Genomic DNA, 22310 nt, shown 5'->3' on the forward strand with positions numbered 1-22310 from the left:
ATCCTAGTACCCCAGCCATATCTCCCTATTCTTTTTTTAATTTCTGTACTGTATGGTTAATTCAGGGCATAATGTAAGCTATTATTAATTTTCAATAAGTAATTAAAATGAAAAAATTTGTTGTGTTAATTTCAGGTAATGGCTCAAATCTCCAAGCGATTATTGATCGTCAAAAATCAGTTAATGCAAGCGGTCAAATTTGTGGTGTAATTTGCAATAAAGCTGATGCGTATGGCTTAGTTAGAGCTAAACAAGAAGGCATTCCAACCTTTGTATTCTCTCGTAAAGATTATGAAAGTAATTTAGCAATGGATTTGGCTATTGCTGAACAAATTGAAAAATTAGGTGCAGAATTAATCGTGCTTGCAGGTTATATGAAGATTTTAACGCCTGAATTTACCCAACGTTTTGAGGGAAAAATTCTAAATATTCATCCTTCATTATTACCAAAATATCCAGGATTAAACACTTACCAAAGAGCGATGGAAGCAGGTGATTCTGAACACGGAACAACTATTCATTTTGTAAATGAAGAAGTTGATGCAGGAGCGATTGTGCTACAAGCAAAAGTGCCTATTTACCCTGATGATGAAGTTGAAGATGTGATGGCTCGTGTTGTTGAACAAGAGCATCAATATTATCCATTAGTTGTTGAGTGGTTTTGCTCAGGGCGTTTAGTTGCCAAAAATAGAAAAGCATATTTAGATGGGAAAGAACTGTCTGCTACAGGGTATGCAGAAGAGTAATTGCATTACCATAAAAAAAGAAGCTGCAATTGCAGCTTCTTTTTTATAGCGTTATTTACAAATTAGAGGCTAAAATTAACCGCTTGGTATAGGCTTGTTGTGGGGTTTCGAAGATCTGCTGTACAGAGCCACTTTCCACAATATCGCCTTGACTCATTACAATCACTCGATCGCTTAATGCTTTAATTACCGCTAAATCGTGGCTGATAAATATATAACTTAAGCCATATTTTTTCTGTAATCGATTGAGCAATTCAATCACGGTAATTTGTGTTGAGCGGTCAAGTGCAGAGGTTGGCTCATCTAAAAGCACAAATTTTGGTTCTAAAATGATTGCTCTTGCAATCGCAATACGCTGACGTTGTCCGCCTGAAAATTCGTGCGGATAGCGATTGATCATTGCAGGATTTAAGTTTACTTCTTCCAAAATTTTCATCACTTTTTCACGGCGTTCTGCTTTGCTCATCTGAGGGTAATGCACAGTTAAACCTTCTGCGATGATTTCGCCTACCGTTAAACGTGGAGAAAGAGAGTTAAATGGATCTTGGAATACCATTTGCATATCTCTTTTTAATGCTTTCTGCTCAGATTTACTTAGTTTTGTCATATCTTGGTCAGCAAAAGTGATGTTGCCACGATAGTCTAAAATCTGCATAATCGCACGCCCAAGTGTTGATTTTCCTGAGCCGGATTCTCCTACAATTCCTAGTGTTTCGCCTGTTTTAAGGTGTAGTGAAATATCTTTTAAGGCATTAAATACTTTTTTCGGTTTGCCAAATAGCGAGCGTTTTAAAATATAGTCTACCTCAATATTATCTGCCTTAATTAAGGTTGGAGCATTGAGTGGCAATTCACCTTTTAAGTTATTTGGAATAGGGGTTAATAGCTCAACAGTGTAAGGATGCTGAGGGTTGGTAAAGACCGTTTCCGTTTCACCACGCTCAATAATTTCCCCATTTTGCATTACACAAACCATATCACTATATTTATGCACTAAGCGTAGATCGTGAGAAATTAAGATAATCGCCATTCCCATTTCACTTTGTAGATCGTGCATTAAATCAAGAATTTCTGCTTGGGTCGTTACGTCTAACGCTGTTGTTGGCTCATCAGCAATTAATAAATCCGGTTTATTGATAATTGCCATCGCAATCATAATACGCTGTAACTGACCGCCTGAGAACTCGTGCGGATAACAAACCATTTTCTTTTCGGCATCTGGAATTTTTACTTTCTGTAAAGTTTCCAATACCAATTTTTCGGCTTGAGCATTGGTAATTTGTGGATTATGCGTTTGGATTGCCTCTGCTACTTGTTTACCAATCGGCATATAAGGATTGAGCGAGGTCATCGGCTCTTGGAAAATCATACCAATACGATCGCCTCGAATAGCCTGCATTTCTTTTTCAGAAAGAGTTAATAGATTTTGCTCTTCAAATATAATCGTAGAATTTTCGCCAAATTTAACGATATTTTTTGGCAATAATTGCATAATCGCCATTGAGGTAACGGATTTACCTGAACCAGATTCCCCAACAATGGCAAGTGTTTGTCCTTTCTCAATCGAAAAAGAGACATTACGAACTGCGTGAACTAATTCTTCGTCCGTTTTTAAATAAACATCGAGATTATTTACTTCTAATAATTTCATCTTAAACCTCTATTTATCTTTTGGATCGAGTGCATCACGCAAGCCATCACCAATAAAGTTAAAGCAAAATAGCGTTAAACATAAGAAAAATGCAGGGAATGCGAGCAACCAAGGGGAAGTTTCCATCTGTGCTGCACCATCGCTTAATAATGCTCCCCAGCTACTCATCGGCTCTTGTGTACCGAGCCCTAAGAAGCTTAAGAAAGATTCAAATAAAATCAGAGAGGGTACTTCAAGGGAAGCATAAACTACTACTAAGCCTAAAACGTTTGGCACAATGTGTCGCCAAATAATTTGGCGGCGAGAAACACCGCATACAATCGCAGCTTCCACAAACTCTTTATTTTTAAGTGAAAGGGTTTGTCCTCGCACAATACGGGCAAGGTTGAGCCACGCCACCATTCCGATTGCGATAAAAATCAAGAAAATATTTTGTCCGAAGAAGGTAACAAGTAAAATAACAAAGAACATAAATGGGAATGAGCTTAAAATTTCTAAAAAACGCATCATTACCATATCCACTTTGCCACCGAAGTAGCCGGAAATTGCACCGTAGATTGTGCCGATAAGCACGGCAATTAATGCACCGGCAATGCCTACCATTAATGAGATACGTCCACCCATCGCAACACGCACCAGCAAATCACGCCCTGATGAATCTGTACCAAAATAGTGTTGAGACTCAAAATCCGGTGGAATACCCATCATATTCCAATCGGTATCTTCATAGCTAAACGGCATTAGCATTGGGGCAAAGATAATAAAAAGGATAATACAGCAAAGAATAATCAAGCTTGCCACAGCCGCTTTGTTTCGGAAAAAACGGCGGCGGGCATCTTGCCATAAACTTCTGCCTTGAATCGTTGAGGTAACATCAACAAGCGGTTGTTTTTTATCAGAATTTTGCATTTCCGCTCCTACTTATGAATAACGAATTTTCGGGTCGATTACCGCATATAAAATATCGACAATCGCATTAAATAAAATAGTTAATGTGCCAACTAAAATGGTAAGACTTAGCACTAAAGAATAATCACGGTTTAACGCACCGTTCACGAAAAGCTGCCCAATACCCGGTAAGCCAAATACGCTTTCAATTACCATTGAACCTGTAATAATTCCTACAAAGGCTGGACCCAAATAAGTAATCACAGGCAGTAAAGCAGGGCGTAAAGCGTGTTTGAAGATAATTTTACTCATCGGTAAGCCTTTCGCTTTAGCGGTACGAATGAAGTTTGAATGTAACACTTCAATCATTGAGCCTCGTGTGATACGGGCAATCCCAGCAACATAGCTGATGGTTAAAGAAAGAACAGGTAGTACCATATAATAGATCTGACCACCATTCCAGCCGCCGGCAGGTAACCATTTGAGATAAATAGCAAAGACGAGAACCAAAAGTGGAGCGAATACAAAGCTTGGCATAATGATCCCGGTCATTGAAAAGCCCATCACCCAATAATCCCATTTACTGTTTTGCTTAAGGGCAGCAACTGTTCCTGCCGTTAAGCCAATAATGACAGCAAAAATAAAAGCAGTAATGCCTAGTTTTATCGAAACAGGAAATGCAGAGGCAATCAAACTGTTTACGGTTTGATCTTTATATTTAAATGAAGGACCAAAATCCCCTTTCGAGAGATTTTCCATATAAAGAAAATACTGTTTATAAAGTGGCTCATTCAGATGATATTTGGCTTCAATATTTGCCATTACTTCTGGTGGATAAGCTTTTTCACTGGTAAACGGGCTGCCGGGAGCAAGCCGCATCAGGAAAAAAGAAAAGGTAATGAGGATAAATAGGGTTGGAATCGCCTCAAGAAGACGTTTAAAAATAAACTTCAGCATAAGTACCACTCTTTTTAGTTATATTGGTAGGCAATTAATAGCGTAAATTAAAGGTTTTGTAAAGATATTGATTAGTTATAGTTATTTTTGTGATCAAATATAATTTACAAGCGGTTATTTTTTGTTGAAGTTTTGCAAGCTTATTAAACAAAAGTAGTACAATTTGCTATCTATCTAGTAAAAGTTAAGTTAAAGTAAAAGCCTTTATATCTAAAAGGAAAATACGATGTCTGAAAATCTTGAAAATAAGATAGAAAATCGCCGCCCGTTAAGTTCTCGCAACAATAAATGGCTTGCAGGGTTTGCGGCTTGGCTTGCCCGTAAAAGCTTCCCAACACCTAATCAAATTTCGTGTTTAAGTATGTTGTTTGCGTTATTTGGGGCAGCCGCTTTATTTTTTAGCCAATCGATTTCAGCACTGATTTTCTGTGCTTTGATGGTGCAACTGCGTCTGTTGTGTAATTTGTTTGATGGAATGGTAGCAGTAGAAGGCGGAAAGAAAACCGCAAATGGAGCAATTTTTAATGAATTTCCAGACAGGGTAGCAGACAGTTTATTTTTAATTGCATTAGGCTATGCTACACCATTTTTCTGGTTAGGCTGGCTGGCAGCATTGTTGGCGGCTTTAACTGCCTATATTCGTATCTTTGGTGGAAGTTTAGGTTTATCGCAACGTTTTCAAGGTCCGATGGCAAAACAACAAAGAATGGCAGCAATCACGGTGGGTTGTTTGCTTGCTGCGGTAGAAATCTATTTTAATTTAACCGCTTATACACTTTCTGCAACCTTAATTATTATCACACTTGGCACAGCTTATACTTGCTATGTTCGTACAATGGCGATTTCAGCCGAACTTAATTCTTTGGAGAAACAGAATGAAAAGGTTACTCGCTAAATTTATTGACCATATTATTTGCTTTTTTGCCTCTTTTATTACAGGTGTTCGTCCTCAACAATTAACTGAAAATAGCGTACCGACGGTTTATTACGCAAACCATCATAGCCACGGTGATTTTATCTTAGTTTGGATTTCATTACCGCAACATTTACGCCTAAAAACCCGACCTGTTGCGGGGGCGGATTATTGGCAGAAAGGAGCTATTCGCCGTTTTATTGCGAATGCTGTTTTTAATGTATTGTTGGTAGAACGTAACAGTGATAATCCGCAACTTGCGATTGAAAATATGGCTAACCGGCTTTCAACAGGCGAAAATCTGATTATTTTCCCGGAAGGTACACGTAATTTAAGTGAAGAAGTACTACAACCTTTTAAAAGTGGGATTTATCATCTCGCCAAACAACAAGCTAATATTCAATTTGTACCGGTCTGGATTGATAATATGAAACAAGTTTTACCAAAAGGAGCAATTTTGCCTATTCCGCTAATGTGCCAAGTTCGTTTTGGTGAAGCAATTTCATTGCAGGAAGGTGAAGAAAAAGCCGATTTTATCGAACGCACACGCCAAGCGTTGCTTGCTCTTTCCCCAACGCATAAAACGCATAAGGAGTAAATAATGACAATAAGTACAATTTTTCTCTCTTTTTTCGGGATTTTAGTTTTGGCATCATTAATTGGCTTTGTGCTTAAAAAACGTAAAAGCAATACGAATACCATTGAGAATTTAAATGCTCGTATCTATGCCTGGTGGGTAATGCTTTTTGTGTTGTTATTCGCTTTTGCATTCGGGCAAAACGGCACAATTTTGCTCTTTTTCCTTATCTCTTTTGCTGCATTGCGAGAGTTTATGACGCTGGTCTATCAAGATAGGCACGACTATTACGCCTTAGTAGTCTGTTTCTATTTACTACTACCGCTACAATACTATTTTGTGTGGACAGAATGGTATGGAATGTTCTCTATTTTTATTCCTGTTTATGGCTTTTTATTATTGCCGATTGTAGGGAGCTTAACAGGCAAAACCGAGCATTTTTTAGGGCGTTCAGCCAAAATTCAATGGGCGGCGATGATCAGCATTTTCTGTCTTTCCCACGTTCCGGCATTGCTTACCTTAAATGTTCAAGGATTAGATAAAAATCAAAATATCCAACTGCTGATTTTCTTAATTGCAATTGTTCAATTAAGTGATGTATTGCAGTACATTTGGGGCAAATTAGTCGGTAAACGTAAAATTATGCCAAGTCTATCGCCATCTAAAACAGTTGCCGGCACAGTAGGTGGTATTTTAAGTGCAACTGCTATTGCAATCTTGCTTGCTCCTATTACACCATTCTCAACGTTACAAGCAGGTGTTATTGGTTTTGTGACTTGTTTAATGGGCTTTTTTGGCGGATTGGTGATGTCTGCAATTAAACGAGATTATGGCGTAAAAGATTGGGGCAGAATGATTAAAGGACACGGCGGAATGTTAGATAGAGTAGATTCAATTTGTTTTTCTGCTCCTGTGTTCTTCCATATTGTGAGGTATTATTGGGCATAGGGAATGCTCAGCAAGCGGTGGTTTTTATCTAAAATTTTGCATTTTGGGATAGTTAACAAAATGCAAAAAATTGATGTGATCTGACCGCTTGTATTGCATCTCAAAAAGAAAACGGGAAAAATCCCGTTATCTTTTTACCATCACTTCTTACTGCCAGTTATATTCTATATGCCACCACAACAACCAGCCAATGTAATCTGTTTATTATGGAAAGGTTGGAGTGTGCAACGATGACCGACACTAATGATAATACTCTGAGGCAATGTTTGCTTAATCATTTGATAGAGTAGGGCTTCGGTGGGTTCATCTAATGCGGAAGTTGTTTCATCAAGGAAAATCAGCTCAGGGCGGCTTAACAGAATCCGTACAAACGCCACTCGTTGCAACTCTCCCGGTGAAAGAATGACTTGCCAATCCAGCTCCTGATGCAGAGCGTGCTGATATTTACTTAAACAGCACTGTGCCATTGCAGCGGAAACCGCTTCATCACTTGCCTCAATATGTGGGTAGCAAATCGCCTCTTTGAGTGTCCCTTGCGGCATATAAGGACGTTGTGGTAAGAATAGAGGTTGTTCTAAGCAAGGTCGTTCAGCAATGCCTACCGTTTCAAACGGATAAATCCCTGCCAATGCTTTCAGTAAAGTGGTTTTGCCTGTACCTGATGCACCTTGAATAAGCAATGCATCACCGCTGTGCAAGGTTACATTGATATTTTCCAGCAATAAATTACCGTTGGCATCTTTCACACCAAACCCGTTCAATAAAAAACCTTTTGTACAAGGATAAGGTTGGTGAATCGGCATATCATCTAATTTATCCAACGTGGTGAAAAAACCGTAAAGACGGTTTAAACGAGCTTGATACAGGGTAAAATCATCATAAAACAGGCGGAAAAACGATAAAGCACGCATCAGTCGGTTAAATGACTGCACGGTCTGGTGCATATCGCCCAGCGTCACTTGCCCAGCGAAAAAGCGGGGAGCTTGTAGCATAAGGGGTAAAATCATCGCAATTTGAGTAACGCCGGTATTAAAGCCATCTAATCCCAACATTTTTCTGACAATTTTCCAGCGGTTTTCAATCACTTGATTGAATTTTGTCTGTAAATTTCCCCGCTCTTTCGCTTCCCCTGAATAGAAGGCTATGCTTTCAGCATTATCTCTGACCCGAATGAGCGAGTAGCGGTAATCCCCCTGTAAACGCTCTTTATTAAAACTTAAGGTAATCAAAGGTTTACCAATCACAACGGAGAGGAAGGTTGCTAAAAGAATAAAGAGATAGATAAAAAACACTACGCCTTTCGGCACGTCTAAGACAAAGATCGTGAGTATGCCTGACAATCCCCAAAGAATAATAGTAAATTCAATGGTTGATACCACCGCATTAATCAGGCCTCTCACTGCTTCCAAGGTGCCTTGCACAAACTCTGTCGCATCTTGTTCAATACGTTGATCGATATTATCCGGCAACTCTTTCTCATACTTGACCAAATAGTAGTTTTTGTTTTCCAACCAGCGATTGAGCATTTCTGTATTGAGTTTTTCCAGCCAACGGATTTCAAACACTTGTTGAATAAAATAGTTGATAATGGAGTGAATAATTTTCACGATCACCAACATCAAATTAATCAGTGCAAAAAACCAGAAAGCATCCATCTCTTTTTTCTGCATTGATGAATACAAGCCGTTGTAGAAAAAGGTGTTAAGTACGCTAATTCGCACTTCCATCAGTACCAACAGCAGCAGTAACAAGATTAAACCTAAGGTTTTCCAACGTTGTGAGGCTTGCCAGCAAGGTTGAGCAATATGCCAAAATTTTCGTCCGAAATCGGTGCGAGAAATAAGGATTGCAAAGAGATAGAGACCCAGCGAGATGCAACATAACGCCATCGCCAGCCAAGTAACGCTGCTATTCAGCTCGGTTTGCCAGTTATTCATAGAAATATCGATTAACTAAAACGTCACAAGCGGCTCACTTTGCAAACTTTTTTACAAAATGAGCCGCTTGTTCTCAGAGATTAAAATGAGAATTCAACTTTCGTCCAGTAAGTACGAGGCATTCCAACCACCGCAAAACTGCGGTCGTACTGGCCTCGTTGAACTTGCCAGTAGTGTTTATTAAACAGATTTTCTACCCCTGCACGCAAGGTAACGTTCTGTTTCCCACTCAACGCTAACTGATATTTTGCACCAAGATCGACTGTGGTATAAGACGGTAACTTATATTGTGCCGCCGTATCTTGGTAGGATTTCCCATAGTGTTGCAAACCGGCATTCAAGCTTAACTGAGGAATAAACGGTGTATCCCATTCCACTGCTGCCTTTAAGATAATACGAGGGCTGGTAACTTGCACGCCATTCACAATCGTATCAGCATAAGTCGGGAAGTCGAAGACTTTACCCTGATTGTAGCTAATGCCGACACTTGGACGCAGAGTTTTATTCAGCAAGTTGGCATAAAGATTGAACTCCACACCTCGATTACGCTCTTTTCCTTGCTCTTTGCCCACCCGCTTTTTCAGCTCGCCTGTATTACCACGAATAATGCCAGGACGGCTTAATTCATACAGGCTCAGCGTCGTTGTTAATGTTTCATTCCAGTTATGACGTACACCCAGCTCGGTTTGTTTAGTCACACGAGGGCTATTCATCTCACCGGTATCTGGATCGGCATTACCCGGCTCTAAATCTTCCAAGTAGTTGGCGTAGAATACTGTGTTCGAGTTTGGCACATATGCCACTGCCACCATTGGGCTGAAACGATCCGCTTTTAATTTTGTATCCGTTGTACGGTTAAGCTGTTCAATCCACTGGAAACGCCCACCTAATGTAAGGCGGATTTGGTCGTCCATTACACCCAGTGTATCGGCAATCGCAACACTTTGTGCAGTAAATTTATTATCTGCCGCTTGGGATAATGCACCGTGTTCAGGCACAGCGACAAAGACAGGGGCAAAGAGATTAGTCGTATATTTTCCGCCACGCTGTTTAGACGGATTATTATCGTGATCACGCTGACGTTGCACCACATCATACGCTACACTCCAATAATGATTGACCGAAGCTGTTGTAAAATCACCCTGTAATTTTAAATTACCGCTGGTTGTGCGAGAGCGGAAATCAATGGCAGTAGCGTTTTCGGCACTGTATTTCCCTTGACTGTCTAGCATTTTTAACTGAGTGAAATTACCGGCATATTTTGATTCCATATGCCCGATACCGCCCGACATTAACATCCCTTTCAGTAGATCATACTCAAAAGTCAGCATAGCGGTTTCGTCATCTGTTGTCTGGGTAGACCACTTAGGCACAAGATTGATTTTACCGCTTGGTGCGGTCGGCATAGCAAAGGTTAAGTTTTGCATATCCTGCACTCTGGCACGCCCACCGTCCGCTCGACGTTTGGTTTTGAAATAATCCACTCCTACACGCAGCTTCTCACCCCGATAATCAGCCCCAATCGCAATCTCTTTCGCTAACTCATCATAGCCTTGACGATCGGTATTACCGTCACGGTACAAGCCATTTACCCGAATACCCCATTCATTATTTGCACCAAAACGGCGGGCAATATCGAAAGACTCCTGCCAACGATTATTACTAAACCAGCCTAAACCGATTTTATTGATCGGCTCATCGGTCGCTCTTTTCGTCTCAATATTGATAGAAGCCCCTGCCGAACCTTCTGGATCCATACCGACAGTTGCCGTTGAAGCACCTTTAATTAACTGAGCAGACCCGACACTGGAAACCGAGGTATTGTAAGCACCATATAGCCCTGCCAAGCCATTCACACTGAATTGGCGAGCATCTAATTGTAAGCCACGCACATAAACGCCACCTAATGTATTGGTTTCGCCACCAAAATTCATAATAGAGGCATCGGTTTTGGCTAAGGCATCAACCACATTACGAGGAGCTTTGTCTGAAAAAGCTTTTTCATCATAATTAATGACTGTAATCGGGGAAGTAAAAGCCAACTGTCTGCCGAGTAGGCTTAAATCCACATCCGCTTTAACATTTTCAGCAGCTTTCAAGGTTTCTAATTGTGCCACCACTTTGACTTCTTCCAACGTAGCAACTTTTTCTTCCGCTGCAATTATAGGAGAAATAAAGAGAGTGGTATAAATCAGGCTATGTTTAAATTTCATTTTAACACCTTAGATAATATCAAGAATAATTCTCAATAATATAATTTATTGCTAAATAAAAATCAAGCTAAACCGGTTTAGCTGTCTTAATTACAGCCGTAGGCATTTATCATATAAACAACAAGCGGTTGGAGTTACTGAAAAATTTGCAAAATTTCGGTAAAATCCTGCCGCTTGTTAGTTTTTAGAATTGTATGAATAAACCTCTTGCTTTCTTTCTAATGGGGCGACTGCATCGGGGAAAGTCTATTTAGACATCAAACTTCTCAAATTTTGCCGGTCAGTAGCTCAAACCGAATGATAGCCAACGTATCAACTGAGCCTTGGGAGTGTTTTATATTTCCGGTAAAACAATGGCAGAAATCACTGCTGAACAGGGCGAGGTAATCCCCTAAGAGATTTTTCAATTTGCGATTGTGCCACAGGACAGAGCGGTGCTACATCAACGTATTGAACAACGCGTTAAAAATATGATGACACAAGCTTTGAATAAGAGGTTTGTAAACTGTTTGAGTACGGGGATTTATCCTGCTCTACCTTCAATCCGTTGTGTCGGCTATCGCCAGATGTGGGAGTATTTAGCGGTAGAAATCAGCTTGGAGAAGGCGAAGTTGTGCAACACGCCAGCTGACGAAACGACCAATCACTTGGTTAAGAGGTTGGAGCAGTGAGCTGACTTGGCTTGACTTGACATCTCGGATCCGGAAGGGGAATACCAAAAATTGCGTGAGAACGCGGCACAAAAGGTTAAAAATTTAAACAAAAGCAACCGCTTGTGAGTTAGCCAATTTTAGTAATACCAAGATGGGCATAGGTTCTATTGGTTGCAATTCTTCCTCTTGGCGTGCGTTGTAGGAAGCCTTGTTGAATGAGATAAGGCTCTAGTACGTCTTCTATTGTATCTCGCTCTTCGCCAATCGCTGCTGCAAGGTTATCCAAACCAACAGGTCCGCCGTCAAAACGCTCTACAATCGCTTGTAAGAGTTTGATATCCATAAAATCAAAACCTTCAGAATCTACATCAAGCATTGCTAAGGCTTGCTTTGCAATATCAGACGTAATAATGCCGTTATTGCGAACATCCGCGTAATCTCGCACACGGCGAAGTAGGCGGTTAGCAATACGAGGTGTACCACGTGAGCGGCGAGCTACTTCATAAGCTCCATCTGCGGATAAATTAAGATTGAGACAGGCCGCACTGCGTTTTACAATTAACGTGAGATCGTCCACTGAATAAAATTCTAACCGCTGTACAATGCCAAAGCGATCCCGTAATGGTGAGGTGAGTGATCCAGCACGAGTAGTTGCCCCCACTAAGGTAAAGGGAGGTAGATCAAGTTTAATTGATCGTGCGGCAGGACCTTCACCAATCATAATATCGAGTTGATAATCTTCCATTGCAGGATAAAGCACTTCCTCGATAGCGGGAGATAAGCGATGAATTTCATCAATGAAAAGTACATCATAAGGCTCAAGGTTAGTGAGCATTGCGGCTAAATCGCCAGCTTTTTCTAATACAGGTCCGGAAGTCGTGCGGATATTCACGCCCATTTCATTTGCCACAATATTGGCAAGGGTGGTTTTACCTAAACCGGGAGGACCAAAAATCAGTAAATGATCGAGAGCCTCATCACGCAATTTGGCGGCTTTGATGAAGATCTCCATTTGATCACGCACAGATGGCTGTCCAACGTAATCGGTAAGTAATTTAGGGCGAATTGCTCGGTCGATGACTTCTTCCTCACGCTTTGGCGAGGCACTGATGATTCTATCTGCTTCAATCATAATTTAATATTTATAAGGAATTTTTTAATGCCTCACGAATGAGTTGCTCGCTCGTTGCTCCTGCTTTATTGACCTTCTTGATCATTTTCTCTGCATCATTTGGTTTGTAACCTAAAGCAATTAGAGCATCAAGAGCTTCATTTGCCGGGTCTGGTGTGCTGCTTGCCACAATTTGATCGTGTGAAACTTCAACAAAGAAATCGCTTTGGGCAATGCCTTTGAATTTACCTTTTAGCTCAACAAGCAAACGTTCTGCGGTTTTTCTACCAATACCCGGAATTTTCGTGAGTTTTGCTAACTCTTCATTTTCAATTGCTGTCGCAAATTGTGAAACCGACATTGCAGAAAGAATGGCAAGAGCAAGTTTTGGACCAACACCATTGGTTTTAATTAACTCACGAAATAAGGTTCTATCTTGTTTTTGAGCAAAACCAAAGAGCAAGTGAGCATCTTCTCGCACAACTAAATGCGTGAAAATAGTCGTTTCATCGCCTATTTGTGGTAGGCTGTAGAAACTTGTCATTGGGAGTAGCAGCTCATAGCCTACACCTTGTACGTCCAGTAAAATTTCCGGTGGCTGCTTTTCAATAATCTTGCCGTGTAATCGTCCTATCATTGTTTTATCCGAAAGTTAAAATTGGCAGTAGCATAGCAGAAACTGTATAAAATAACACTGTTGAATTTATGTTAAATATGCAAAATTTTGTAAAAAAACGACCGCTTGTTAGCTGATGAGATGAGTAAATCCTTCATAAATCAACATCAAACCAAACAGGATAAAAATCACACCTGAGATGTTATCAATATAGCGACTATGCTTTGAGTAAAATTGTCTGATAGGCTTACGAGAAAAGAGTAGGGCTACCACACAGAAATAAGCTAATGTGCTTATCACAAATAAAAAGAGTAGCTCAAACATTTGTGATGTTTGAGTGAAATTACTTAAATAAGCAGAAACAACGCTGGTAAAGTAAACGCCTGCTTTCGCATTGAAAATATTGATTAATAAGCCTTTTCTAATTTCTTCACAGTTATTGAGCGGCATTAGTTTGGTTTTATGTTCTTTAAATGTAACACTTTCAGTTACTCTTACCATTTTTGAGCCGATATATACAAGGTAGCAACCACCAATTAACATAACACTATATTGGAAAATTTCACCCATACTTTTGCTTAACCAAGCCAGCCCGAAAATAGCGAAACTTGCCCAAAAGATAATGCCAATAGAAATACCGATTGCCGCTAAAATGCCTTTTTTAATTGAGTGGCTTGCGGATTGTCTTACTACATAAAAGAAATCGGGACCGGGAGTTATTAGCCCGGCTAAGTGGATAAATAAAATTGTCAGCATAATGTTTAAATAAAATAGTACAAAAGATGAAGTGAAATAAGAGCAAAAATGGCTGCAAGAATATCATCAAACATAATGCCTAAACCACTTTCTAATTTTTCGTCAAAATAGCGGATTGGGAATGGTTTGAGAATATCAAAAATGCGGAAGCTGATAAAAGCTAATACATAACCTAATAAATTATATTCAGGTAGATAAGTAAACATTAAAAAGATAGCAACGATTTCGTCCCAAACAATTCGCCCATCATCGTGAACATTCAGATCTTGGCTGGTTTTGTTGCAGATATAGCACCCTGAAATAAAGCTAATTAGGGTAAGAATCGCAAAGAAAATACTGGACTGGGTTACTGTCCATAAAATAATAGCAAGCATTAAACCTACTAGGCTTCCCCAAGTGCCGGGGGCTGGTCTTAATAAACCGGAACCAAAGCCTACTGCTAAAAAATGAATTGGATTTTTAAGATTAATTGGTTTCATAATCGTTATTTTTTGAAATGATCGAAGCCTCTTTGAGCGGGTAATGTTACGATTTCATTATTGCGTAGTACGGTTAAGCCTTCTTTGGCAGAGCGAATTTGCCCTATACAAGTATAGCTTACGCCAATGTTGGCGAGGGCTTTTTCTAGTTTGTGTTTATTATCGTTATGAACGGTAAAACAAAGCTCGTAATCTTCCCCGCCACTTAATGCAAAATGTTCGGCATCTTCTTTTGAATAGCAGTTTAGTAGAGATTCAGAAAGTGGTAAATCATCAAGATTTAAGACCGCACCGCAGTTACTGCGTTTTAAAATATGCCCTAAATCAGAAAGTAAACCGTCTGAAATATCAATAGCAGCATTAGCAATAGTAGCAATCGTTAAGCCAAGCAATACACGGGGTGTCGGACGTAAATGGCGTTGAATAAGATAGCTTTCATCTTTATTCCAACTTATATTATCGGTTTTCCGGTTAAGCAGTAATTGCAAACCGGCGGAACTATCGCCCAGTGTGCCGGAAACATAGATCCAATCGCCTACTTTGGCATTGTGGCGGAATAGTCCTTTATCTTGAGGCACAATACCTTGTGCCGTAATGGTTAAAGATAAATGCCCTTTGGTAGTATCGCCACCAATGAGATCAACATTGTAGTGGTCTAAAATATCAAAGAAATGTTCGCTAAACTCAGCCAACCAATCGTGATCGATTTCAGGTAAGGTTAAAGCTAAGGAGAGCCAAGCAGGCTCAGCTCCCATTGAGGCGAGATCGCTTAAGTTTACCGCCACACTTTTATATGCCAAATCAGCAGGTGAAATAGTGGGAAGAAAGTGAGCACCACAAACTAATGTATCTGTTGTAATAGCAAGTTGTTGATTTGGTTTCAGTGAGGTAACTGCACAATCATCGCCAATAGCCAGCACAACATCTCTGCGAGCCGGACGTTGAGAGGCATTGAAATAACGTTCGATAATATCAAATTCACCCATAAAATATCCTTAAACCTTATGATCAACAAAATCCCCAATTTCATACAAAATTGGGGAATATTTTATTTCTTACCGAGTGCCGGAGCCAGTTTATCTAAAATACCGTTGATGTATTTGTGGCTGTCATCAGAACCAAACACTTTTGCGACTTCAATACCTTCATTTATTACAACACGGAAAGGCACATCATTTTCAAATTTTAGTTCATAGCCTGATAAGCGAAGAATAGAACGCTCGATAGGATCGATATCGTCTTCAGCTCGATCTAAATAAGGGCGTAATGCTTCATCAATGGCTTCAACATTATCTACAACGCCACGAAAAAGTTTGCGGAAATAAGGCATATCCACGCCTTTCATATCTTGATCGGCAATAAATGCTAATTCCACTTCTTCAACCGTATTTTTGGAGATATACCAAGAATAAATGGCTTGAACCGCACACTCTCTTGCACGGCGACGTGGGGAAACTTTCATAAAACCTCTAATTCTATAACACAAAAAATGACGGCTGATTCTAGCATACTTCCCCTATTTTTGCTTGCGTTTATCTTCGCTATTTTGATTTTTTCGTACTGCTTACTTTTTCGTTCGATTGAAGAATGTAGGGAGTAACGAAAATGACAAGTTCTCGTTTGCTGATTTTATCTCTAGTTTGGCTGAATAAACGCTTAATAAAGGGAATTGAACCTAAAACAGGCACTTTATCTTCCCCTTTTTGGGCTAAATGTTGAAAAATTCCACCTAATACAATAGTTTCCCCGTGTTTAGCAAAAACTTGTGTGTTGAGTTCTTGCTTATCAATAGTAATTAAACCGCTACTACCGGATTGAGAGTTCGGCGAGTTTTGGGTTACGACTAAATCCAGTAAAATTTGATTTTGAGTAGAAAGATGAGGAACAACTTCCAATCCTAACACCGCTTCTTTAAATTCGACATCGGTTGCTTCTGATTTGGTGTTATACATTACATAAGGAATTTCTGTACCTTGCTTGATGCTTGCAGGTTTTTTATTCGTGGTTAAAAGACGAGGACTGGCAATAATTTCCACACTGTTTTCCTGCTCTAATGCACTAAGTTCCAAATCTAGCACACGGCTATTAATGGAAGCCACTTGTAAAACGGCGGAAGCTCCATTCGCAACAGGGAAATTCACATTGAGATTATTGGCTACATTACTTAATCCATTACCTTCAAGTCGTCCGCCAAATTTATAGTGATCAGCTCCTCTGGAAAACATTCCCCAACGCACTCCCAGTTCTTGCAAATGTTCGCTACTGATAGTAACGATGCGAGCTTCAATCGCAATTTGTTCTGTAGGTTGGTCTAGTTTTTTGACTAATCGCTCAATATTTTGCAGTGATTTCGCACTATCTTTAATAATTAAGCTATTACTTCGCTCATCAAAATGGATATAGCCATTCTCAGATAAAAACGTACCACTACCTTTAGTTAAAGATTCAATCACTTCTGAGGCTTTCGCATAATTGAGCTTTATCGTTTTAGTCATCAACTTTGGAGTGGTTACAAGCGGTGGATTTTGTCCGTTATTTTGCAAATGGGTAATAGGTATTGTATTCAAATCAGCTATTTTTTCTTCTTTCTTATTAATATAAACAATATCACCTTCATAAGTGAGCGATAATTTATTCACTTTGCTGAGTGTTTTAAATATCTCTTCAATAGATTTGTTTTCTAATCTTAATGTAGATTTAGTTTGAATATCATCCTCTAATACTATATTTTTCCCTGTTTCTTCGGATAAATAAGTAAGCAGAAGTGAAGTTGGTGCATTTTTTACTGCAAGAGAAATAGTATCAGCCAACGCTAGTGAAGAGCTAAATAATAAATAAAGAAAAACTCTGAACATACTAACCCCTATAGTTTTATGGTGATCTCATACGGAAAATGACAATCTTTTGTGAGTTTCCAATTAATATAAGTGAGTGATTTTAAATTAATGTTTTTTATCTCAATTTCTTGATTTTGAATGAACTGGTTTTCCTTGAAATCAAGTAATTGTTCTTTTTCATCGATAAACAAGGCTGTAGAATGTTCATTAATTTTAACTAAGCCAATAAGTTTTAATTTCTCAAATTCAGTAAGTAAATTGAGAGATTTTTTATGCTCCAAAGTCTTGCAAGCGGTTAAATTTTCCGAATTTTTTGCAATTTCAGGTAGAACTTCAACAGTATTCTGTTCATTTTTCATCTGAGGCTGTTCACCAAAAAATGGATCGATAGCCGTAGCGTTAAAACTAATGAATAAAAAAGAGAAAAAATAGTTACGCATATTATTCCTTATTGGCTAAAACCACTAATGTAGTAGTGAGTTCTACTTTTCTATCTTCTGCAGATTTAGTTAAAGTAAGCAAGTGATATTTTAAATAGTCAATTTGGTTAAGATCGTTAATAAAATTAAACAATGAATGGCTATCAGCAGTTATTTTTAATTCAATGCTTTTACCTTGTTCTAAATTCCAATTTAGATTATCAATATTAAGATGATGTTTCTGGGCTATTTTTTGTATTGTAGTATTAATATTTGTTAAGTTATTTTCTGTTTTTTTAGATTTAACCTTGTCAAATAATTGGTTGTAGAAATTTTTCTGATGAGTAAGGTTTACATTTTGATTGCCTATCTTTTCTACGAGCTGATTAATATCTAAGTGAATTTTGATTATATAAAGTATAGGTAAAAGAATAAGAGTGAAGAACATAAAAGCTTGTATTGTTTTTTGGTTTTTTCTAATGAAATTAACCACTTTGAAGATAGTGCTATTCGGATTTAAATATAAATTTTCTAGCTTATTTTTAATTAAAATCATCTTAATTTCCTTTATGTTTTATGCTGAATGTAAAAGATATTTCATTTTTATAATTAACACTTACTTGCTCTGTTTTTGTTTCAATAAATTCTTTTTGATATAAATATTGCTCTAGCTTTTTGAAATCTTCCTCTATACTTAAATTGCCACCTATTCTTAAATAAAGCTCTTTTTCTTGATATAACTGTATTGTATCTATGCCTCCATTTTTTAAAGGTATATTCTTGATCATTGTAAATAATTGTTCGGTTTTCTTATTCTCAGCAAAAGGTAAAGTAATATTATTTCCATTTTGAAGGAGTAAAATTTTATTTTCAAAATCAAAGGTGTCTGTTTGCAGTTTTTCTAATTGCTGTGTAAGAGACTTAATTTCATTATTTTTCTGAACACTATAAAAGAGTAAATAGAAGCTAATAAGGCTCATTAATAAAAAAATACAAGCGATATTTTTAATGCTTTTATAGTGAGTAAATACCCATTTGCTTTTTATATTATCACTTAAATCAATGCCTTGCCATTCCATAAACTTGCTCCGAGTGCGAGACAATAAAGTTGTTTTGCTTCATCAGATGGTATATTAATATCGGTAATCATAATATTAGCTAAATGGGTGCAATCTTTAGGTTCAATTTGAGGAAATAGTAATTCACTTTTCGTAAATTGAACTATTTTTTGCTTAAAAGAAAAACAGGGAAAGTTATTATCAAGTTGAGGATTTAAATGAAAAACACCTCGAATATAACAATGTAGCTCGCAATCTAATATATTGTTAAATTGGTTTAAACTTTCAGCATAGTTTTTATTTAATGCATAAATTGTTATTTTATCAAGATTGGTATTACTACTCGGCAATCGTTGATAATCAAAATTGAGTAATTCAATTGCAAGTGGCTGCTCATTTTTTAAAATTTGGATAACTTGCTGATGTAATTGGATTTCATCAAGTTTTTTAGAGATAAAAATTGTTTTTCGCCAGATATATTGGTAAGGAATAGTGCGAACAAGGGTAAAAGGTTCATTCACTATTTCTTTTGCGATGATCTTTTGAATATCCATTTCTAACCCTTCACTCTTTTTTTGCCAAAAAGTACTGAATTTTTCAGCTTGATTTTTGACTAAGCAATAATATTGCTCATCTTCACTTAAGCCTAAAACTATGGGCGATAGAGGCTTTTTCACTGATGGTTTAAGTAATTTCATAATAAGTTCAATAAGTAAAATTTATAGCAATTTAGTTAGGCTAAATGGGCGTTTTCGCTTATACTTAGCAACTTAATATTGGCTTTAAATTTACATTTCGTCATTAACCAAAAGAGATTTTTTCGATGCGGATCGCAAAAATAATATTTAGTGCTTTACTTTCACTGTTAATTTTAGGTGGAGTAATTGGCGGTTTACTTTATATGCATATCAAGTCTGACTTACCTGATGTTGCAACGCTTAAAAATGTTGAGCTACAACAACCAATGCAGATTTTTACCTTAGACGGTAAATTAATTGGTGAGGTGGGCGAAGAACGTCGTATTCCGGTTAAACTTGAAGATGTTCCCCCAATGCTTATAAAAGCAATTTTAGCAACGGAAGATGCTCGCTTTTATGAGCATAAAGGAATTGACCCTAAAGGGATTATGCGGGCATTGTGGCGTACCAGTCAGGGCGATACACAAGGGGCAAGTACTATTACTCAGCAATTAGCAAAAAACTTTTTCTTAACACCTGAGCGTAGTATTGAGCGTAAAGCTAAAGAAGCTATCTTAGCGTTAGAAATTGAACAAGTTCTGACGAAAAATGAAATTTTAGAGCTTTATTTAAACAAAATTTATTTGGGGTATCGCTCACACGGTGTAGCTGCAGCGGCAAAAACCTATTTTAATAAAGCATTAAACGATTTAACCCTTTCGGAAATTGCGATTATTGCGGGGCTTCCAAAAGCACCATCAACGATGAACCCACTCTATTCGGTAAAACGAGCAGAAGATCGCCGTAATGTAGTTTTGGGAAGGATGCTTGAAACTAAGGATATTACTCAAGAAGAGTACGAAAAAGCAAAAGCTGAGCCAATTGTGGCTAATTACTATGGTGCAACCTTAGAATTTAGAGCCGATTATGTTACAGAGATGGTTCGCCAAGAAATTGTAAAACGTTATGGTGAAAATATTGCTTATAACAAAGGTTTAAAAGTCTATGCAACGGTACTTTCTGCAGACCAAAAAGCTGCACAAGATGCATTGCGTGAAAATTTGATTGATTATGATCGCAGACGTGGTTGGCGTGGAGCTGAAAAATTATGGGCAGGAAATGATGCTTGGGATGATGAAAAAATTATCGACCATTTAAGTAAATTACCAAAATCAGAGCCTTTTACACCTGCGGTAGTAATGCAAGCAGACAAATCAAAATATACGATTTTGTTAGCAAACGGAGAAGCTTCTATATTAAAGCGTGTTAATGCTTCTTTTGCTCCTAAAGGCTTAAAAGTAGGTGAGCAAATTTGGGTAAGGCAAAATAAAAGTAAAGATTGGGCTTTAGGACAAATTCCTGAAGTAAATTCAGGGTTAGTCTCTATTAATAGTGAAAATGGGGCGATTGAAGCTATTGTAGGGGGATTTAGCTTTGAGCAAAGTCGTTTTAATCGTGCGACACAATCGGTAGTACAGGTTGGCTCTGCAATTAAACCTTTTATTTATGCAGCGGCAATGAATAAGGGATTAAGTCTTTCAACTACTATTAGTGATGGTCCAATTGTAATTAAAAAGCCAGGGCAAAAAGAGTGGAAGCCGAAAAATGCTGATGGGGTTTATGGTGGTCCAACTCGAGCAAGGGTTGCTTTAGGTAAATCCAGAAATATGGTGGCAATTCGTGTGCTACAAATGGCTGGTATTGATTATACTGCCGATTATTTACAACGTTTCGGATTTAACCGTAACCAATATGTGGCAACAGAATCTTTAGCCTTAGGTGCAGCTTCATTCACACCATTAGAAATGGCTCGTGCTTATGCTGTATTTAATAATGGAGGTTACTTAATTGAGCCATATATTATTGATCGCATTATTGATGCTCAAGGTTACGAACTATACCAAGCAAACCCTGTAGTAGCTTGTTCTGTTTGTGATAATCCGGTTATTTATCCTGAGCCTAAATATTTTGACTCTGTTAAAATTCACGATGAAACACAGGTTGGTACAACACCTGCAACCACCTCTAATAATGAGGAAGTTGTTGAAGAAACGGATGAAATTGAAACAGAATTACCGGAAAATAACGTAGAAAAGGGTTCACCAAGCTTAATGGCGGAATCTTCTCATCACGTTAAAGGGCTACGTTATGCACCACACGTTATCAGTAATGAATTAGCATTTTTAATGCGTAGTGCGTTAGCAACAGCGGTTACCGGTGAGCCTGAATATGGCTGGCGAGGTACGAGTTATAAGATGTTAAATACGATTAAGCGTGCTGATGTAGGTGGTAAAACCGGTACAACGAATAATTCCAAAGCAACTTGGTATGCCGGCTTTGGTGCAGATATTTCGACTGTTGTTTATGTTGGATTTGATGATAATAAAAAAGAGCTAGGTAAAGGAGCAACGGGCTCAAGTACTGCTTTACCTGCTTGGATAAATTATATGAAAGTTGCATTAGCAGATAAGCAAGTTGAAAAGCAAGTCGTGCCTAAAAATATCATTGAAGTAAAAATTGATCCAAACAGCGGTTTCTTGGGCGATGGGAGTAAAGAGTTCTTTATCAAAGGTACTGAACCAACAAAACGTTATGTGGTTGAAAGAGGTTATACTGAAAAATCTCCAGCACAAACTGCCCCCGCCCGGTTAGGGCTTCCACCGCCGGGAGTATTGCAAAGTGGAGAGTTATTCTAAAAATTGTGAGGAATATGCTCTTAAAAGTTGAAAAATAGGGGCATTTCTTGCGATAATAACGACCAATTTTATTTTGGGCGATTTGTGAGTTATTTATATATCTTTAGTCAATAAACGGATTTTATTGCAATTTTTATAAGAAATCAGACCGCTTGTAGAACAAGCGGTCATTTTTTCT

At 38.2% G+C, this 22310-nt stretch carries 20 protein-coding genes and 2 pseudogenes; 6 read left to right on the top strand and 16 right to left on the bottom strand.

The annotated features are described in order from the left end of the window. The first annotated feature begins 107 nt into the window (after positions 1-107). Positions 108-746: a phosphoribosylglycinamide formyltransferase gene (purN, locus tag V6W77_RS01765; protein ID WP_283386200.1), complete on the top strand. Its 639-nt coding sequence runs from the start codon at positions 108-110 to the stop codon at positions 744-746. 55 nt (positions 747-801) lie between these two features. Here the strand turns inward: purN and V6W77_RS01770 are convergent, their stop codons facing one another. The 3 genes and pseudogenes from V6W77_RS01770 to oppB form a co-directional block, all read right to left on the bottom strand. Beyond that, on the bottom strand, positions 802-2397 hold the full coding sequence (locus V6W77_RS01770) for an ABC transporter ATP-binding protein (protein ID WP_334253610.1): 1596 nt from the start codon (positions 2395-2397) through the stop codon (positions 802-804). 9 nt (positions 2398-2406) lie between these two features. After that, a pseudogene (gene oppC, locus V6W77_RS01775) lies at positions 2407-3255 on the bottom strand (oligopeptide ABC transporter permease OppC); the annotation flags it as partial. Positions 3256-3318: 63 nt separating this feature from the next. Beyond that, entirely contained in the window at positions 3319-4242 is a 924-nt protein-coding gene (gene oppB / locus V6W77_RS01780) for an oligopeptide ABC transporter permease OppB (protein WP_025236426.1), read from the bottom strand. Between the two features lie 226 nt (positions 4243-4468). On the opposite strand from oppB, the gene V6W77_RS01785 reads away from it, so the two are divergent. From V6W77_RS01785 to V6W77_RS01795, 3 genes are read left to right on the top strand one after another with little or no spacing between them, the layout of a single operon-like run. Continuing rightward, the gene (locus V6W77_RS01785; RefSeq protein WP_334253611.1) at positions 4469-5137 is read left to right on the top strand and encodes a CDP-alcohol phosphatidyltransferase family protein; all 669 of its coding nucleotides are present in this window, start codon (positions 4469-4471) and stop codon (positions 5135-5137) included. Continuing rightward, positions 5118-5753, top strand: coding sequence for a lysophospholipid acyltransferase family protein (locus V6W77_RS01790; RefSeq protein WP_334253612.1), 636 nt, complete (start codon positions 5118-5120; stop codon positions 5751-5753). Before V6W77_RS01785 ends, V6W77_RS01790 begins: the two co-directional genes overlap by 20 nt. Positions 5754-5756: 3 nt before the next feature. Continuing rightward, complete coding sequence (locus V6W77_RS01795; RefSeq protein WP_334253613.1) at positions 5757-6680, top strand: phosphatidate cytidylyltransferase; 924 nt, start codon at positions 5757-5759, stop codon at positions 6678-6680. 164 nt (positions 6681-6844) lie between these two features. Here the strand turns inward: V6W77_RS01795 and V6W77_RS01800 are convergent, their stop codons facing one another. Both V6W77_RS01800 and V6W77_RS01805 read right to left on the bottom strand, forming a co-directional pair. Then, positions 6845-8617 (bottom strand): ABC transporter ATP-binding protein/permease, encoded by a 1773-nt coding sequence (locus V6W77_RS01800; protein ID WP_334253614.1) that lies wholly within the window; start codon positions 8615-8617, stop codon positions 6845-6847. An 80-nt stretch (positions 8618-8697) separates the two neighbouring features. Further along, entirely contained in the window at positions 8698-10830 is a 2133-nt protein-coding gene (locus V6W77_RS01805; protein ID WP_334253615.1) for a TonB-dependent receptor, read from the bottom strand. A gap of 287 nt (positions 10831-11117) precedes the next feature. Between V6W77_RS01805 and V6W77_RS01810 the strand changes: the two are divergent. Beyond that, a pseudogene (locus tag V6W77_RS01810) lies at positions 11118-11589 on the top strand (P-loop NTPase family protein); the annotation flags it as partial. A 21-nt stretch (positions 11590-11610) separates the two neighbouring features. On the opposite strand, the gene ruvB reads toward V6W77_RS01810, so the two are convergent. The 11 genes from ruvB to V6W77_RS01865 form a co-directional block, all read right to left on the bottom strand. Continuing rightward, complete coding sequence (gene ruvB, locus V6W77_RS01815) at positions 11611-12615, bottom strand: Holliday junction branch migration DNA helicase RuvB (RefSeq protein WP_334253616.1); 1005 nt, start codon at positions 12613-12615, stop codon at positions 11611-11613. A gap of 10 nt (positions 12616-12625) precedes the next feature. Next, positions 12626-13231 carry a Holliday junction branch migration protein RuvA gene (gene ruvA, locus V6W77_RS01820; protein WP_025236421.1) on the bottom strand — a complete coding sequence of 202 codons (606 nt, stop codon included), beginning with the start codon at positions 13229-13231 and terminating at the stop codon, positions 12626-12628. A gap of 108 nt (positions 13232-13339) precedes the next feature. Then, the gene (locus tag V6W77_RS01825; RefSeq protein WP_334234325.1) at positions 13340-13966 is read right to left on the bottom strand and encodes a LysE family transporter; all 627 of its coding nucleotides are present in this window, start codon (positions 13964-13966) and stop codon (positions 13340-13342) included. 5 nt (positions 13967-13971) lie between these two features. After that, entirely contained in the window at positions 13972-14445 is a 474-nt protein-coding gene (locus tag V6W77_RS01830; RefSeq protein ID WP_334235908.1) for a phosphatidylglycerophosphatase A family protein, read from the bottom strand. Between the two features lie 5 nt (positions 14446-14450). After that, entirely contained in the window at positions 14451-15431 is a 981-nt protein-coding gene (gene thiL / locus V6W77_RS01835; RefSeq protein ID WP_334253617.1) for a thiamine-phosphate kinase, read from the bottom strand. Positions 15432-15493: 62 nt separating this feature from the next. Further along, positions 15494-15907: a transcription antitermination factor NusB gene (gene nusB, locus V6W77_RS01840; protein ID WP_025236417.1), complete on the bottom strand. Its 414-nt coding sequence runs from the start codon at positions 15905-15907 to the stop codon at positions 15494-15496. Between the two features lie 79 nt (positions 15908-15986). Further along, complete coding sequence (gene pilQ / locus V6W77_RS01845) at positions 15987-17300, bottom strand: type IV pilus secretin PilQ (protein WP_334253618.1); 1314 nt, start codon at positions 17298-17300, stop codon at positions 15987-15989. Positions 17301-17308: 8 nt separating this feature from the next. Then, a complete protein-coding gene (locus V6W77_RS01850; RefSeq protein WP_334253619.1) occupies positions 17309-17722 on the bottom strand; it encodes a hypothetical protein in 414 nt (137 codons plus the stop codon). A 1-nt stretch (position 17723) separates the two neighbouring features. Continuing rightward, positions 17724-18257 (bottom strand): hypothetical protein, encoded by a 534-nt coding sequence (locus V6W77_RS01855; RefSeq protein WP_334253620.1) that lies wholly within the window; start codon positions 18255-18257, stop codon positions 17724-17726. Position 18258: 1 nt separating this feature from the next. Beyond that, on the bottom strand, positions 18259-18780 hold the full coding sequence (locus V6W77_RS01860; protein ID WP_334253621.1) for a hypothetical protein: 522 nt from the start codon (positions 18778-18780) through the stop codon (positions 18259-18261). Continuing rightward, positions 18756-19457 carry a competence protein ComA gene (locus V6W77_RS01865; protein WP_334253622.1) on the bottom strand — a complete coding sequence of 234 codons (702 nt, stop codon included), beginning with the start codon at positions 19455-19457 and terminating at the stop codon, positions 18756-18758. The genes V6W77_RS01860 and V6W77_RS01865 overlap by 25 nt, the downstream gene beginning before the upstream one ends. 125 nt (positions 19458-19582) lie before the next feature. On the opposite strand from V6W77_RS01865, the gene V6W77_RS01870 reads away from it, so the two are divergent. Continuing rightward, positions 19583-22132, top strand: a complete 2550-nt coding sequence (locus tag V6W77_RS01870; RefSeq protein ID WP_334253623.1) for a penicillin-binding protein 1A — start codon at positions 19583-19585, stop codon at positions 22130-22132. The last annotated feature ends 178 nt before the right edge of the window (positions 22133-22310 follow it).

It is taken from the genome of Mannheimia indoligenes (assembly GCF_036880405.1).
In the GTDB taxonomy this organism is placed as follows: Bacteria; Pseudomonadota; Gammaproteobacteria; order Enterobacterales; family Pasteurellaceae; genus Mannheimia; species Mannheimia indoligenes.

Bases quoted from the DNA above. Each gene is read 5' to 3' on its own strand.
- purN (WP_283386200.1), top strand. From the start codon at position 108: ATGAAAAAATTTGTTGTGTTAATTTCAGGTAATGGCTCAAATCTCCAA.
- V6W77_RS01770 (WP_334253610.1), bottom strand. From the start codon at position 2,397: ATGAAATTATTAGAAGTAAATAATCTCGATGTTTATTTAAAAACGGAC.
- oppB (WP_025236426.1), bottom strand. From the start codon at position 4,242: ATGCTGAAGTTTATTTTTAAACGTCTTCTTGAGGCGATTCCAACCCTA.
- V6W77_RS01785 (WP_334253611.1), top strand. From the start codon at position 4,469: ATGTCTGAAAATCTTGAAAATAAGATAGAAAATCGCCGCCCGTTAAGT.
- V6W77_RS01790 (WP_334253612.1), top strand. From the start codon at position 5,118: ATGAAAAGGTTACTCGCTAAATTTATTGACCATATTATTTGCTTTTTT.
- V6W77_RS01795 (WP_334253613.1), top strand. From the start codon at position 5,757: ATGACAATAAGTACAATTTTTCTCTCTTTTTTCGGGATTTTAGTTTTG.
- V6W77_RS01800 (WP_334253614.1), bottom strand. From the start codon at position 8,617: ATGAATAACTGGCAAACCGAGCTGAATAGCAGCGTTACTTGGCTGGCG.
- V6W77_RS01805 (WP_334253615.1), bottom strand. From the start codon at position 10,830: ATGAAATTTAAACATAGCCTGATTTATACCACTCTCTTTATTTCTCCT.
- ruvB (WP_334253616.1), bottom strand. From the start codon at position 12,615: ATGATTGAAGCAGATAGAATCATCAGTGCCTCGCCAAAGCGTGAGGAA.
- ruvA (WP_025236421.1), bottom strand. From the start codon at position 13,231: ATGATAGGACGATTACACGGCAAGATTATTGAAAAGCAGCCACCGGAA.
- V6W77_RS01825 (WP_334234325.1), bottom strand. From the start codon at position 13,966: ATGCTGACAATTTTATTTATCCACTTAGCCGGGCTAATAACTCCCGGT.
- V6W77_RS01830 (WP_334235908.1), bottom strand. From the start codon at position 14,445: ATGAAACCAATTAATCTTAAAAATCCAATTCATTTTTTAGCAGTAGGC.
- thiL (WP_334253617.1), bottom strand. From the start codon at position 15,431: ATGGGTGAATTTGATATTATCGAACGTTATTTCAATGCCTCTCAACGT.
- nusB (WP_025236417.1), bottom strand. From the start codon at position 15,907: ATGAAAGTTTCCCCACGTCGCCGTGCAAGAGAGTGTGCGGTTCAAGCC.
- pilQ (WP_334253618.1), bottom strand. From the start codon at position 17,300: ATGTTCAGAGTTTTTCTTTATTTATTATTTAGCTCTTCACTAGCGTTG.
- V6W77_RS01850 (WP_334253619.1), bottom strand. From the start codon at position 17,722: ATGCGTAACTATTTTTTCTCTTTTTTATTCATTAGTTTTAACGCTACG.
- V6W77_RS01855 (WP_334253620.1), bottom strand. From the start codon at position 18,257: ATGATTTTAATTAAAAATAAGCTAGAAAATTTATATTTAAATCCGAAT.
- V6W77_RS01860 (WP_334253621.1), bottom strand. From the start codon at position 18,780: ATGGAATGGCAAGGCATTGATTTAAGTGATAATATAAAAAGCAAATGG.
- V6W77_RS01865 (WP_334253622.1), bottom strand. From the start codon at position 19,457: ATGAAATTACTTAAACCATCAGTGAAAAAGCCTCTATCGCCCATAGTT.
- V6W77_RS01870 (WP_334253623.1), top strand. From the start codon at position 19,583: ATGCGGATCGCAAAAATAATATTTAGTGCTTTACTTTCACTGTTAATT.